Raw genomic sequence first — 15,355 nt, forward strand, 5'->3', positions numbered from 1 at the left:
TGCCATGCACACCACAAAAAAGAACATCTCTGCGCCTAGCTATCCCTAAAATTGCTTAAGGAAGCGTTAACGCTCGGCGAAAAACTGCCAAACTGAACACGTGTACTCACCCAGAAGTGTAACGCACCTCGAACCAATTGGTTCATACTTTCTTGCCAGATTCTCACGTTTTTTTGCCACCCCACTGACGCTGCGTCACTTTCGGAGCGGGCGAATGTGACGCAAGGTCGAGAAAAACCCGTGCTTTTGCCGGTGCGCGAGGCCGTTTTCCATGACTCAGACTCTGGTCTTGGGACTGGTAGCCCGACCGGAATTTTTCCGGATGGTCAGCGCAGTTCAGGCAAAAGGCCTCTTCCCCGGCCGCCGCGATTCGGGCCTTACACGGTCCGGTTGCAAGCGACCGGCCCAAGGCTGATGGCCAGAAAATATCCTGCGACCTCCTGCCATTGCCCCTGCATCGAGCCGACGCCGACAACGCAGGCGCGAAACCGGCCTTCGGTGGAGAGGACCAGCGCGAGGTCCGAAAACTCCATCATCCGCCCGGTGACCGGATATTGCCGTTTGTAAAGCGCCTCCTTGGCGCAGAAGGCCGCCAGCGCATCCCCTGCCCCCCGGAAGCGAAAGGGCTGGATCGTGTCCGCAAACCCCTCGGGACGGGGCGCATCCACCGGTTCGATGTCGACTCCCAACATCAGACCCGGACGGGTGCTGGCCAGGGCGATGCAGAGGTCGCCGGCATGGGCGAGGCTGACCGCCAGCCCGTCCGGCAGATCGGGCCGGCGATCCGGGCGCGGCAGGACGGGGCGATCCTCGGGCAGGTCGAAACCTGCTTCGGCAATGGCGCGGCGCAAAGCCAGCCGGCCGGCGGCGAACTCTGCCTGACGGCGGGGCACGGCGCGCGCCAGTGCCTGCGCCTCCTCGGGCAGCAGCCGCCCCTCGCCGATCGGCACCACGGCGCAGCCCACATCGGCGGGCAAAATCGCCCGCGCTGCGTGCAACAGCCGCTCGGCCGCGCTCACTCGCTGTTGCGCAACTGCGCCCGCATCGCCCGCCGCCGGGCCATCGGATCGTCCGCCGCTGCCTGAGCCGTGGGCGCCACCACCGGGCGCGGTGCGGCTTCAATCGGCTTCGCCGGTTTGCCAGCGCCTGCAAGACCCGCCACATGGCGCTGATAATCGCCCAGCACCGGGAAGCGGAACACATCCGTCACCCCGATCGAGGCCAGCCCCAGCCGGTCGCGCAGCGTGCGGTGCAATTGGATCGCCAAGAGCGAATGGCCGCCAATGGCGAAGAAATTGTCCCGCGCGCCGACCGAGGGCAGGCCAAGCGTCTCGGCCCAGACCTGTTCGATCACCGGCGAGGGATCGGCCCCGTTTCCGGCAGGCGCGACCGGCGCGGTACTGACCGCAGGGGCCGCCACCTGCACCGGCGCGGCCGGTTCGGGCAGCGCCTTGCGGTCGATCTTGCGGTTGGGGGTCAGCGGCATCGCCTCGAGCCGAGTGATCCGGGCGGGCAGCATGTGCTGGGGCAGCAGCTCCTGCAGCGCCGCGCGCAGATGCGCCTCTTCCAGCGTGGCCTCGCCGGTGACATAGGCCAGCAAACGCCCCTGCCCCGAGGCATCGGGTCGCAGGATCACCACCGCTTCGCGCACGCCCGGCAGGTCCGCCAGCCGCGCCTCGATCTCGCCCAGTTCGATGCGGAAACCGCGCAACTTGATCTGGCCATCGGCGCGGCCGAGGAAATCCATCTGCCCGTCCGAGCGCCAGCGCACCAGGTCGCCGGTGCGATACATCCGCGCGCCCCAGGGCGCGGCATCAGCAGGCCGCACGAAGGGATCGGGGCGGAAGGCCGCGCCGGTCAGGTCGGCCCGGTTCCAATAGCCACGGGTGACGCCGTGACCGCCGATCCAGAGTTCCCCCTCCTCGCCGTCGTCCAGCGGCTGGCCCGCCTCGTCCAGCACGTAAAGCTGGGTGTTGGCGATGGGCGGCCCCAGCGGCGTCGAGTCCTGGTCGGGCGCGAGCCGCGCCACCGAGGACCAGATGGTCGTTTCGGTCGGGCCATACATGTTCAGGATCTCGGCCCCGCTGACCGCGCGCAGGTCGCGCACCAGCGAGGGTGGCAATGCCTCGCCGCCGATCATGATGCAGCGCAGGTTGGCGAGCGCCCCGGCCACCGCCGGATCGGTGACGAGGATGCGGGCCATGCTGGGGGTGCATTGCAGATGCGTGACCCGGTGCCGGCGGATCTGCGCGGCGATCGAGAAGTCCCCGGCATCGGGTTCCTCGGCCCCGGCAAAGGCCGCCGCCACCTGCCCGAGCAGCGGGAAAGAGCCCTTCACCACATCGGGCGCGATGCCGTAATCGATCAGGCAGGCGATTTCGCCCACGCCGATCTTCTGCAAATGCTCGACACGGGCCACGGCTTCCTCAACGCTGCCGAACAGGCCCGAATCCTCGAAATAGCGCAGGAAGGCGAATTCGAGGATACCGTCGAGTTCTTCTTCGCTGAGGCTGCCAAGATCGATGGCCATGGGATTGGTCAGCCCGGCGGGTCGCTTGAAAGCCGGGAAGTCCCAGGCATATTGCTTGACCAGCGCGGCGGCGGCCCGCAGGTAATCCTTCATCGGACCCCGGGCGACCTCGCGCGCGGTCTCGCGGTCTGCGGCCAGATAGCTGTGCAGCATCAGCGTGACGGTGAAGTCCCTCGGATCATGCCCGGCCTCGCGCAAGGCGGCGTGGTAATCCTTGATCCGTTCCTCGACCACATCGACGGACTGGCCCAGCAGATGGGTCAGCACATTGGCGCCAAGCCGCCCGGCCTCGCGCCAGGTTTCCGGGTTGCCGGCGACGGTGACCCAGATCGGCAGTTCCTTCTGCACCGGGCGGGGCTGTGTGCGGACCTTGTGGGGCGTGCCATCGGCCTTGGGAAACTCGACCTCCTCGCCGCGCCACAGACGGCGCAGCACGTCGACGGCGGCAATCATCGCATCCTTGTTCTTCGGCGGGGCGTTTTCCGGGCGCAGCACGAAATCATCCGGCTGCCAGCCCGAGGCGACCGCGATAGCCGCCCGCCCGCCGGTCAGGTTGTCGATCACCGCCCATTCCTCGGCAATCCGCGCCGGATGGTGCAGCGGCACGACACAGCTGCCAGCGCGGATGCCAAGCCGCGTGGTCACCGCCGCCGCCGCCGCCCCGGTCACCGAGGGGTTCGGATAGGGGCCGCCAAAGGCGTGGAAATGGCGTTCCGGCGTCCAGAGCGCAGTGAAGCCGTTCTGATCGGCAAAGCGCGCGCCATCCAGCAGAAGCTCGTATTTCTTCGGACCGACGCCATCGTCATTGCCCCAGTAGAACAGGCTGAAATCCATCGCCGCGCGGGATTTGCCCGGTGTTCCGCCCGACACCGCCAGCCGCGATTCCTCGCCCGCGATGACCAGTTTCAGCCCGCGCGCCAGCGTCCAGAAGATCTCGAGCACCGAGATGTCGAAGCTGAGACTGGTCACCGCCAGCCAGGCATCGCCGGGCTGGTGCGGGATCACCGCATCCATGCCGGCGAAGAAGTTCGCCACATTGCGGTGCTCGACCATCACCCCCTTGGGCTTGCCGGTCGAGCCCGAGGTGTAGATCAGATAGGCCAGATGCTCGGGTCCGACCGTGGTTTCCGGCGCGCCCGGGTCTTCTGCCGGGGGTTTTGCGGGGATCGGCATCAGGCTGGCGCCGTGACCCTCGGGCAGACCCGCCAGCCCCGGTTGGGTTAGCACGATCCGTGCGCCGCTGTCGGCGAGGTAATGGCTCAGCCGGTCCTGCGGGTAATCGGGATCGAGCGGCAGATAGGCGCCGCCTGCCTTGAGAATCGCCAGCGCACCGATCACCAGCTCCGGGCCACGCTTGGCGAAAAGGCCGACCGGCTGATCCGGGGTGACGCCCTGGGCCACCAGATCGCGGGCCAAGGCATTGGCGGCGGATTCCAATTGCGCACGGGTCAGGCTCTGATCTTCGAAGACCAGCGCCGTGGCCGAAGCGTCCTGCGCCGCCGTCTCGGCGATCAGGCTATGGATGCAAGCGTCGCGATAGTCTGTCGCCGTGGCATTGCGGCTGTGCAGAAGCTCGTCCAGCCGCGCCGGATCCAGCGCGCCGATGGCCGCGACCGGGCTGTCCGGGCCAGCCTGCAACGCAAGCGACAGGCGCTCGGCCAGACGCTGCGCCTCCTCGGCATCGATCCGGGCGCTGTCATGATGCAGCGTGATCCCGTCCGCGCCGAGGCTCAGCGTCAGCGCCGTGCCGGGGATCGGGCCGCGACCGGCAAGGTCCAGCCCGGTCTCGGGCGCGCTGGCGCCCCGCAATTCGGGCGCGCGGTGCAGCAGGTCTGCCGCGAAGGGGCCGCGCTTCTGCAAATCGGCGATGACGCCCGAGAGCGTGGCAGAAAAATCCCCCAGCCGCCCCTCGGGCGTAACGGTCAACGGCAGCCAGTCGGCCAGAACGCCGCCGGTCGAGGGGTGACCCCCGGGCCGCAGCGCGACCGAGATCGCCCCGCCCGCCCCGCGCCGCGCCAATAGTGCAAGGGCCGCGGCGGCGGCTTCAGGCGAGGCGGTGCCGGCGACCGGCAGGCTCGACCAGGCGCCGCTGGCGGCATCGCCCCGGCTCAACGCCGTCTGCGACAATTGCTTGCGCCAGAACCCGTCCCGCTTGGCGGCTGACCCGGCCACCTCCCCCAGCGCCGCCCGCGCCGCATCGTCGGGCAGCGGCAGCGCCGCCCCGACCTCGGGCAGATCACCCTGCCCCGGCACCAGCGCCACGCGCAGCGCGCCAGCACCTGTCGCCAGCGTCAGACTGTCACCCTCGCGCGCCAGAACAGTTCCCGCCGCGCCCGCGCCCTCGACCGCCTCGGCCGAAGACACCAGTGCCAACCGATCCGGCCCCAGCGCCAGTTTCGGCACCTCGAGCGGGTTCCAGTATTCGCCGTGATCCAGCGCCCGGACCAGTCGCGCCAGATCGGCGGCGGGCCGGCGCAGGTCCAGCACCGCCGCCGCCTCGGGTCGCTGGTCGCGGGCGAAATAGCTGCGCGCGCCGGCAGGCTGGGATTGCGGAGACAGGCTGCCGGATTCAATCGCCGAAACGATCTCGCCAAAGCTCTCGGCCCCATGTGCAAAACATTTTGCATTCAGCGTCAGGGCGGTCTCATCCGGCGCGATGTCGAAGTCCCGCACCGCCAGCACATCGCCCGTATCGATGCCGCCATCGATCAGGTGCCAGGTGATGGCGTGACGGGGATTGCCCTCAAGGATCGCCCAGACCGGCACGTTCACCCCGGCCATGGCGGGCAGCGGGCCGTCGTGGAAATTGATCGCGCCGCGTCCGGCGCGGGCCAGCATCTCGGGCTTCAGGATCGACAGGTTCGCCACGCTGAACAGCCAGTCGGCGCCCGGCGCATCCGCCGGCATCGGCGCATCCTGATCCTCGACCCGAAGCCCCTCACCCTCGGCCCAGTGCCGCAGGTCGGGATTGCGGGTGACGATGGCGGCGACGCCGTGGCCCCGGTCCAGCAGGGTCTGGGTCGCGTGGCGCATCAAGGCTTCGTTGCCGACGAGGATGGCGCTGAAACGGGTCATGTACTGCCTTTCGGATCGTGTCTTTTGCCAAACGCGCGGCGCAGCATCTGGCCGTAATGGCCTGGCGGGGTGCCGTGGTCGCGGCGCTGGATCAGGCAGCGCAGCCGCCACAACCCGTTCCCCGCCACGCTGGCCAGCGTCGCCATCAGCGCACCCGCGCGCCCGTGATGTTTCTGAAAATAATGCTGGCGGGAATCATACCAGTAATCAGGGACTTTCGCCCAGGTCTTCATCCCGGTCGAGGCCGAGCCGATATGGGTGACCACGCTGTCCCAGACGTAATGCGTCTGCCAACCCGCCTGTGCCGCACGGCGGCACAGATCGGTTTCCTCGAAATAGAGAAAGAACGTCTCGTCGAAGAGGCCGATCCGGTCCAGAACCTCGGTCCGGATCATCATGCTGGCCCCGGCCGACCAATCCACCGGCAGGGTGCGGTCGGGTTGCGGCAGGGCGACAACCTTGTTCTTCAACAGACGGGTGATCGGGCCGGTCTGCGCGGCATTCTCGAACTCGCCCCCGGCCGAGGGAAAGCGGAAGGCCGTCTCGTGCGGCAGGTCATCGGACCCGCGCAGGCGTGAACAGGCGATGCCCGCCTCCGGGTGGCTGTCCAGATGGTCGATCAGCCGCGCGATGGCGCCCGGTCGCGGAAAGGCGTCTGAGTTCAGCAGATAGACCAGATCGGCCTGCCGCCCGTCGGGCATGCCCGCGCGGATGCCGACATTGTTGCCGGCGCCGAAGCCGCCATTCCAGCCGCTGTCGATCAGCGCAACCCGGCGTCCATCCAGCCATCCGCGCGCAAGGCCCTCGGCGCGGATCCGGGCATAGGAGCCATCGCCCGAGCCGTTCTCGACGATGGTGATCCCGGCATCCAGCCCCTCGGTTTCGCGCAAGGCGGTCTCGACGCAGTCCAGCGTCATCTCGGGCGTGCGGAAGTTCAGGACGACGATCTGCAGGACTGCCATGTTACTCTGCCGCCGCCGATTGCTGACCGCCCCGGTCATGCCGGCGCAGGATCTCGCGCAGCAGCATCCCGAGCCGCCGGACATTGGGTTCCAGCACCATGCTGTCGTGATCGCCCGGAACCTCGTGGACCTGAAGCTGCGGCATCCAGCGGCCCCAGCCATTGTCGGGGATCAGGTATTCCCGCCCGGCGGTGACGAACTGGCCATCCGAAACCTTGTAGCGATAATCCAGCGGCGGCCGGAACAGCGTGACCGGGCCGGGCCAGACCTCGAGCGCGACCTTGGGCAGCGCACCGCGGAAGGCCGATTCGATCGCCAGATCGTGGAAGCCTTCGGCCTCTTCGGTCTCCTGTTCTGCATCACGCTCTTTCCGGCGGCGAGAGAGTTCATAGGCCAGCTTGTTCCTGGCCCAGTCCGACCAGAAGCTGAGCCCCTGTTCGCGCATCTCCTGCGCACGGATCAGCACCTTGTCGCGGCGGCTGATCGCCGGGCGCATCGGCAAGGGCGTGTCGAGCATGACGAGCATCGCCGTCTCTTCGCCCTCCGCCACCAGCAGCCGCGCCATTTCCAGCGCGATCAGCCCGCCGCCCGAGAAGCCGCCCAGAAGATAGGGGCCTTCGGGCTGGATCTGCCGGATCTCGGCGAGGTAATCCTGCGCGGCCTCGGCGAAACTCTCATGCGGCTTGTCATCGCCGAACAGGCCGCGTGCCTGCAGCCCGTAGAAGCGACGATCCTGACCCACGCGCTGCGCCATTTGGTGCAGGTTCATCACATTGCCGAACATTCCGGCGACGATGAAGAAGGGGGTGCCGCCCTCGCGCCCGCCCATGTCGACGACATAGCGCCGGGCGGGGCCGGGATCGGCCAAAGCCGCCCCGCCCTCGACGCCTGCGGTTGCCGGTGTGCCGGCGCGCGGGCCGACCCGCGCCTCGATCAGCGCCGCCAGCTTGCCGACATTCGGCGCCTCGAAGAGGGTCGAGATCGGGAAATCGACGCCGAAGACCTTGCGCACCTGCCCGAACATCCGCACCGCCACCAGCGAATGCCCACCCAGGTCAAAGAAGCTGTCACCCGCGCCGATCTGGCGCACGCCCAGAAGCTCGGACCAGATCGAGGCCAGTTCGCTTTCGGTGCCCGCTGCCGGGGCGATGAATTCGGCATCGAGATCGGGCCGCTCGAAGGCGGCATCCGAGCTGGGCGCGCTGACCGCCGGGGCGGCGGCTTCCGCCACCAGACCGGGCAGGTCCAGCGACGAGACATAGACCTGCGGCAGGCCAAGGGCCACGGCGCGGCGCAGCACATCGGGGCCAAGCGCGCCGGGAATGCCCTGCGACACGTTATGGCGCAGCCGCTTTTCGCCGGGGCTTTCCTGCCCGCGAGCCGGTTTCGCCGCCGTCGCGGCGCTCAGCCCCGCCTCCATCCGGCGCAGGGTAAAGCCCTCGATCTCGGCGGCGACCGTGCCATCGGGCAAGGCCAGCGTCACGTCGAAGCGGGCCGACCCCTCGGCGGTGCTGGGCTGCAGGCGGATATGGCTGAGAAGATGCGGCCCCAGCGGGCGCAGCAGCGTGAAACGTTCGTAACCGACCGGCACCCACAGCCGCGCGCCGCCCCAGCCGGGGATCAGCTTCATCGCCCAACCCGTGGCGATGTCGAGAAGCGCCGGGTGCATCTGGTGCTGCGCGGCTTCGCCCGCAAAGGCCTCGGGCAGGCGCAGCTCGGCCCAGCCCTCGCCCTGCCCCAGCTTCACCGCCCTGAGCACCCGCCAGCGCGGGCCAAAGCGCATCACCCGGTCCTGCGCGGAAGGCAGCGCGGCCTCGCCCGTTGCCTGCTCGTCCCAATCGGTGGGCGGCGTGATGCGCCGGTCCTGCGGCGCGGCGCGCTCGGCCATGGCGGTGGCATAGCTGTCGCCGCCATCGGGATCGGTGATGGTGATGCGTGAAGCCCCTTCGACCGTCTCGATCTGCACCGAGACCGCCGTGGGCTCAGCGTCCGAGACATAGAGCGGGCGCAGGAACAGCGCGTCAGTAAGGGTCAGCGGCAGCGGCGTGCCGGTGGCGACCAGTGCCTGCGCGAACAGTTCCAGATTGCCCGTGCCCGGCATCAGAGCCTGACCCTGCGCGGTGCGGTGACCGCCGATGACCCAGTCGGCGGTCGAGAAGAGGCGGTGGAATTCCCGCACCCCGCGCCCGCCAGCAACCTCTTGGCCCAGCATCGGGCCGCCATCGGCCTCGGGTACCGGCTCCTGCGGGGCGGGACCGGGCGCAGCCTCGGTTCCCATCGCCCGCGCCGCCATGCCGGTATCGGCCCAGACCCCCCAGTTGACCGCAACCACCCGGCCAAGCGCGGGCGGCGCGGCGCGGGCAACGGCGTTTAGGAATTCATTCGCGGCTACGTAATCCACCTGCCCCGCCGGGGCCGAGGCGGTGCTGGTTGAGGCGAAAAGAACGGTCTGGCGCGGCGGATGCCCCTCAAGCGCCGCGATCAGCGCCTTGGTGCCATGGACCTTGGGCGCCAGCACGTCCCAGGCCTCGCCATCGGCCTTGCCGGCCATCAGCGCGTCATTGATGATGCCTGCCGCATGGATGACGGTATCGACCGAGCCGAAGCGGGCGCGGGCCTCGGCAAGGGCGCGGGTCATATCCTCGGGGCTGGTGACATCGCCGGTGACAGCGATGACCTCGGCGCCCGCCGCCTGCAATTCGCGCAGGAAAGCCGCCATCTGCCGGGCCTTGGCGGAAAACGGCACGGTGCCGTCCTGCCCCAGCGCCTCGCGCGACAGCAGCGCCAGTTTCGCCCCGCCCCGCGCCGCCAGATCACGGGCGATGGCCTGACCCAACCCGCCAAAGCCGCCGGTGATGAAGGTGACACCCTCGGCCTGTGCCCCGTCCTGCGGTTCCAGCCGGACCGGGGCCAGCCGCTGCACGAAGCGCCGGCCATCGCGCCAGGCGGCAACCTCTGTCCCCGCCGCGCCGGGCGCGGCCAGAAGTTCCTGCGCCATGTGCAGCGCCAGCTGGTCCAGTGCGGTCTGATCGCCCCGTCCGCCGAAAAGTCCCCGCCGCGCGGGTGGCGGCAGGCGCAGATCGACCAGCCGGGTCGAGAGCATGGGATATTCGCGCGGCATCACCCTGAGCGGCCCCAGAACCGTGGCCTTTTCCGGCGTCTGCGCCGGCTCATCCGCTACCCGCAGCGCGTCATTGCTGAAGGCGGTCAGGCTCAGCGGCTGATCGGCCATCTCGTCGCCAAGGGCCTGCGCCAGATGCAGCAGGCTGAAGAAGCCGCGGGTCATCTGGTCCTGGAACCGGCTCGACCCGGCCCGTGCCTCGGCCCCGGTGGTCACCGACCAGAAATGGCCGATCCGGGTGATTGGAATGTCGTCCTGTTGCAGCGCCGCCAGCAGCACCTCGTAACCGTCGCGCTGTTCCTCGGGCGGCAGGCGATAATCGCCCCGCTTCACCCGCTCAAACCGGTCGCCACTGCGGACGGTGGCGACGGGTTGACCGGCCTTGCGCAACAGATCGGCCACGCGGTCGGCAAGCCCCGCCTCATCGGCAAAGATCAGCACGCCCTGCCCGACCTCGGGTTGCGGAAGGCCACCTGCGGCCAGTTCCACATCCGGCGCGGACAGCCGCCACGCGGGCCGCCAGCCCCAGCCCTCGGGTTCCTCGATCCGCATTAGCGCGGTGTCGGCCACCTGCGTTCCCGCCGTCGGCTCGACGAAATAGCGTTTGCGCTGGAAGGCATAGCCAGGCAGCGACAGGGCGTTGCGGCGGGCATCGCCCCAGATCTGCGACCAGTCGATCTGGCCGCCCGCCGCCCAGACCCGGGCCAGCGCGGTCATGAAGTAAAGGTCATCCTCGACCTGATGCTTCGGATGGCGCAGGCTCGAGATCACCTGCTGCGCCTTCACCCCCGGATTGGCCTGAGCCAGCGCCGACATGGCCCGGCCCGGCCCGACCTCGAGGAAGATCTTCGGATCGCCCCCGGCCAAGGTCTCGATCCCGGCGGCGAATTCGACCGTGCCGCGCAGGTGGCGCACCCAGTAATCGGGGTCCATCGCATCGACATCGGGCAGCACCTGACCGTCGCGGTTCGAGATGATCGGGATCTGTGGCGCAGAAAGCGGGATCGAGCGCAGATAGGCGCCGAAATCGGGCAGGATCGGTTCCAGCATCCGCGAATGCGCGGCGATGCTGATCGGGATCACCTGCACCTCGATTCCCTGCCCCGCCAGCGTGGCGGCAAAGGCTTCCAGCGGCGCTTTCGGCCCCGAGACGACGCAGAGATCGCCGGCATTGACCGCGCCAAGGTCCAGTTCCGCCGGCAGGATCGCCCGCAACTGATCCGCCGGCATCGGCACCGACAGCATCCCGCCCTCGGGCACGCTGTCAAACAGCCGCCCGCGCAGATGTACCAACCCGATGCAATCCTCGAAGCGCATGACACCTGCGACGGCGGCGGCGGTATTTTCGCCCATGCTGTGCCCGATCAGCGCCGAGGGTGTGACGCCCCAGGCCATCCACTGCTGGGCCAGCGCATATTCGGTGATCATCAGCAGCGGCAATTGCACCGAAGGCTGCAACAGACGCGCATCGGCCCCGGCGACATCGCCATCCTCGGCCAGCCAGATGTCGCGGATCGGATGGTCCGAGATTGTCGCCAGATGGTCGAGCCCACGATCCATCCAGTCGCGGAAGACCGGCTCGGTCTGATAGAGGTCGCGCGCCATCCGGGCATATTGCGAGCCGCCGCCGGGCAGCATGAACACCACCCCGGGCGCCTCGCCAAGCGGCTGATGGTCGAAGACGCGATAGGGATCGCTGCTGGCGAGAAGCTGCGCCGCCTCGCTGGCGTCCTTGGCGACCAGCACCCGACGGCGCTCGAAGGCGCGGCGGCGGTTGATCAGCGTGTGGCTGATATCGGCCGGGTCGGTATCGGGGTTTGCACTGAGCCAGCCCGCCAGCTTCTCGGCATTTCCATCCAGCGCCGCCTTGCTGCGGCCCGAGACGGCAAAGATCTGGAACGGCCAGTCGGATTCTTCTGAGGGCGCGGCGGCGGGCGGCTGTTCCAACACCACATGCGCATTCGTGCCACCCACCCCCAGAGAGTTGATCCCGGCGCGACGCGGGCCATGGACGGGGCGCCAGTCGATCAGCCGGTCGGCAACGGCGAAGGGGCCGGCGTCGAAATCGATGGCCGGGTTCGGCGCCTCGAAGCCGAGGGTCGGCGGGATCACCCCTTCCTCCAGCGCGCGGATGGTCTTGATCAACCCCGCCGCGCCAGCCGCCGTATCCAGATGGCCGATATTGGTCTTGACCGAGCCGACATAGCAGGGCGCGGCGCGGCTCCCCTCGGACAGCACGCGCGAGAATGCCTGGTTCAGCGCGGCGATCTCGATCGGGTCGCCAAGCGCGGTGCCGGTGCCGTGGCATTCGATATAGCCGATGCTGTCGGGCGCACAGCCCGACATGACCAGCGCCTCGGCCACCGCCTGCGCCTGCCCCTCGACGCTGGGGGCCAGGTAGCCCGCCTTGGACGAGCCGTCATTGTTGATCGCGCTGCCCCGGATGATCGCCCGGATGTTGTCGCCATCGGCCAGCGCATCGGCCAGACGCCTGAGCACCACCACCGCCGAGCCGCTGCCGAAGACCGTGCCCTCGGCCCGGTGGTCGAAGGCGTGGCAATGGCCATCGGGCGAGAGGATCTCGTTTTCCTTGAACAGATAGCCCCGGCCATGCGGCATCTCGATGGTCACGCCCCCGGCCAGCGCCATGTCGCATTCGCCCGAGGTCAGCGACTGGCAGGCCATGTGCAGCGCGACCAGCGAGGTCGAGCAGGCGGTCTGCACATTCACGCTTGGCCCGGTCAGGTTGAAGATGTGGCTGACCCGGGTGGACAGAAAATCCTTGTCATTCCCCGTATGGCGCAAAAGAAAATGGCCGACATTCTCGACCAGTTCCCGATTGGCGCAGATATTGAAATAGAAATAACTGCCCATGCCGCAGCCGGCATAAACCCCGATCGGCGCATCGAAGCGTTCGGGCATCTGGCCGGCATCTTCCAGCCCGTGCCAGCAGGTTTCCAGGAACTTGCGATGCTGCGGGTCCATGATCGCCGCATCCTTCGGGCTGAGGCCGAAGAACTCGGCGTCGAACCCGTCGAACTGGTCAAGGATTGCTGCCGCCGGCACGTAATTCGGGTCCGACAGCACCGAGGGAGATTCGCCCCGCGCCAGCAGGTCTTCGCGGCTGACCGGCTGGATGGACTCGACGCCCTCGCAAAGGTTGCGCCAGAAGGACGCGACATCGTCAGCACCCGGCAATTGCGCCGCCATGCCGATGACCGCGATATCGTTCGGGCCGATTTGCAGGTCAGGTTGATCGTTCATTCCGTTACCATTTCCATTCGATCCAGCCTGCATCAGCGGATCATATCCGTAAACTCCGCCGAGTGCCTAGGAGCATTTCAGTCTCTGCATCAAAGCGCGGGGCGCAAACCTTCCTTCTTGGCCAGGGCGTCGCTGTCTTCGCGCTGCCAGCGCCGACGCAGCGCGCGCGAGTATTGCAGCCGCGCCGCATGGCCAAGGATCGTTCCGTTCAACAGCCAGGTCAGCGGGGTCAGCGTGGCATTTGGAATCAACTCGATCAGGTTGACCGCCAGCATCAGCGTCAGGGTCGCGATCATCAACAGGTCCGACTTGTCGAAGCGGCGGAACAGCGCAAAACTGCGCTGCCACATGATGATAATCGGGCTGATCAGTAGGCCGAACTGGGCGACATAGCCCAGAATGCCGCGCGACCCTAGGGTAATAACCCAAGCCCCGTCTGCAATGGCGCCATAGCGCCCGCTAACCGGGTCCACCGGAAAGTTGCGCCCCCAGGATCCCCAGCCGAAAAAGGGCCGCTCGAGCGCACGTGTCAGCAGGATAAACTCGTTGTCGAACCGTACCTTCAGCGATGCAGCTCGTTCAGGCTGGGAAGGATCGATAAAGCCGAGGATACCCTCGGTCGGAACAAAGTCCAGCAAGCGCAGAACCGGGTAGACAAAAACGCCGATGGCAACCACGACGCTGATCGACAGGATCGCCCTTGGCGAGGCCATGAGTACCAGCGGCATGGCCAGAGCTGCCATCAGGATCGCGGTCATGGTCTTACACAGGATCAGCAGGATGATGAGATAGCAGATCACCAGCATCATCCGCGCATTGGTCTGGAAGGCGCGGGTCAGGCACAGTGTCGCGATGAATCCCATGGTGGCGAAGGACGCGACCCAGATCGGATGGGTCATGAAGACGATGGGCCGAAATCCACCATAGCGCATGACCTGGGCAAATTCGTGCTGAAAATAGCCATAGATCCAGGTGTTCAGCTGCGGGCTCAGCCGAACCTCGAGCAACATCGGCATCGAATAGATCAACACGGCAATCATAAGGGCGACCAGCAACTTGCGCGTCTGATGGGGTGTCGACAGTAGCGAAAAGCCGATGAAGAAGGGGATCAGCTCGATCAGCTGCAACATGGCATTGGCGACCACATCCGAAATTTGCATCCCTGGCCGATAAGAAATACCGCTGACCAGCGCGTCGCTATTATTCAGTACGGTGAACACAGCTGATATCAGCAGAAGGAAAACCAGAAACTTGGTCGAGAACGGCATGACCGGCCGGGCGTCATGCGCCATCGGGTCACGCTCGACAACCTTTCTACCCAGCCCCAGCCACAGCATCACCGCCGTCGAGAGCGAGGCGATCTCGTATTTTCCCATGGCCGGAACCACAGGCAGGTCGATCGCGAACGAGGGCGGCAGGAACATGTAGCCCAGGAGAAGCGACCAGATCGCCGCGTTCACCCGCTCCATGCGCATGAAGATCAGCGCCGCGAAAAGCGGCCAGCTGAGCAGCATCATCGTGGCAAGGGGGTTCGCGTGCATCGGCTAACCAACTGGGAACAAATTACCGAATATGCTGGCAGGCATATCGGCCCGACCATACAAGTAAAGATCACGAGTTCCAACGACCGGGTCGTTCAGATGTTATTTACCTATCCAGATGGTCAAGTGGTTCGGGTCAATTGCCCCGACCGCGAGGCGCTGCTGTCTGGAGTCGCCGCGCGAATGGCGGCGAACCGGGGATTCGCGCTGGCAACCTTGAATGTCGACCACCTGGAACAGCTGGCGCGGGACGAGGCCTTTCGCCGCGCCTATGCGGCCCATGACCTGGTCTGCGCCGACGGCAATCCGATCGTCTGGCTGTCGCGGCTGGCGGGTCAACCGGTTGAACTGGTGCCGGGTTCGGAACTGGTGCACCCGCTGGCCGAACTGGCTGCCCGTCACGAGGCGCCGGTGGCGCTGATCGGGGGCAGCGAGGCCTCTGTTCGACTCGCGGCCGAGCGACTGATGGCCGCGCATCCGGGGCTCGAGGTGGTGATGCAGGCGGTGCCCGGCTTTCCCTTCGATCCCGATGCCTCCGAGGCGGCGCGGCTGATCGGGCAGATCGCCAATTCCGGCGCGCAGCTTTGCCTTTTGGGCCTTGGGGCGCCCCGGCAGGAACGCTTTGCCATCCGCGCCCGCGACGCCCTGCCCGGCGTCGGTTTCGCCTCGATCGGCGCCGGCATCGACTTCATCTCGGGGCAGCAGCAGCGCGCGCCGGTCTTCATGCGCAAGGCCAAGATGGAATGGCTGTGGCGGATGCTGTCCAATCCGCGCCGTCTGGCGGCCCGCTATGGCCGCGGCTTCCTGATCCTGCCCGGCCATGTGCGGCGAGCCCTGGCGCAGCGCGGCAAGGTCTGAACCG

General features: G+C 67.4%; 6 protein-coding genes. 1 reads left to right on the forward strand and 5 read right to left on the reverse strand.

The window, feature by feature from the left end; all coding sequences use genetic code 11:
* Positions 1-377 precede the first annotated feature (377 nt).
* The 5 genes from CX676_RS06380 to CX676_RS06400 form a co-directional block, all read right to left on the reverse strand.
* A complete protein-coding gene (locus CX676_RS06380) occupies positions 378-1,019 on the reverse strand; it encodes a 4'-phosphopantetheinyl transferase family protein (protein ID WP_101751871.1) in 642 nt (213 codons plus the stop codon).
* A complete protein-coding gene (locus CX676_RS06385) occupies positions 1,016-5,605 on the reverse strand; it encodes a MupA/Atu3671 family FMN-dependent luciferase-like monooxygenase (RefSeq protein ID WP_101751872.1) in 4,590 nt (1,529 codons plus the stop codon). The genes CX676_RS06380 and CX676_RS06385 overlap by 4 nt, the downstream gene beginning before the upstream one ends.
* Complete coding sequence (locus CX676_RS06390; RefSeq protein ID WP_101751873.1) at positions 5,602-6,567, reverse strand: glycosyltransferase family 2 protein; 966 nt, start codon at positions 6,565-6,567, stop codon at positions 5,602-5,604. Before CX676_RS06390 ends, CX676_RS06385 begins: the two co-directional genes overlap by 4 nt.
* 1 nt (position 6,568) lies before the next feature.
* Entirely contained in the window at positions 6,569-12,952 is a 6,384-nt protein-coding gene (locus CX676_RS06395) for a type I polyketide synthase (RefSeq protein WP_101751874.1), read from the reverse strand.
* 89 nt (positions 12,953-13,041) lie between these two features.
* Positions 13,042-14,412: a hypothetical protein gene (locus CX676_RS06400; protein WP_157935861.1), complete on the reverse strand. Its 1,371-nt coding sequence runs from the start codon at positions 14,410-14,412 to the stop codon at positions 13,042-13,044.
* A 180-nt stretch (positions 14,413-14,592) separates the two neighbouring features.
* Between CX676_RS06400 and CX676_RS06405 the strand changes: the two genes are divergently transcribed.
* Positions 14,593-15,351 (forward strand): WecB/TagA/CpsF family glycosyltransferase, encoded by a 759-nt coding sequence (locus tag CX676_RS06405; RefSeq protein ID WP_101751876.1) that lies wholly within the window; start codon positions 14,593-14,595, stop codon positions 15,349-15,351.
* Positions 15,352-15,355: the final 4 nt, after the last annotated feature.

Origin of the sequence: Paracoccus zhejiangensis, assembly GCF_002847445.1 — a bacterium.
Lineage (GTDB): Bacteria > Pseudomonadota > Alphaproteobacteria > Rhodobacterales > Rhodobacteraceae > Paracoccus > Paracoccus zhejiangensis.

Bases quoted from the DNA above. Each gene is read 5' to 3' on its own strand.
- CX676_RS06385 (WP_101751872.1), bottom strand. From the start codon at position 5,605: ATGACCCGTTTCAGCGCCATCCTCGTCGGCAACGAAGCCTTGATGCGC.
- CX676_RS06390 (WP_101751873.1), bottom strand. From the start codon at position 6,567: ATGGCAGTCCTGCAGATCGTCGTCCTGAACTTCCGCACGCCCGAGATG.
- CX676_RS06405 (WP_101751876.1), top strand. From the start codon at position 14,593: ATGTTATTTACCTATCCAGATGGTCAAGTGGTTCGGGTCAATTGCCCC.
- CX676_RS06395 (WP_101751874.1), bottom strand. From the start codon at position 12,952: ATGAACGATCAACCTGACCTGCAAATCGGCCCGAACGATATCGCGGTC.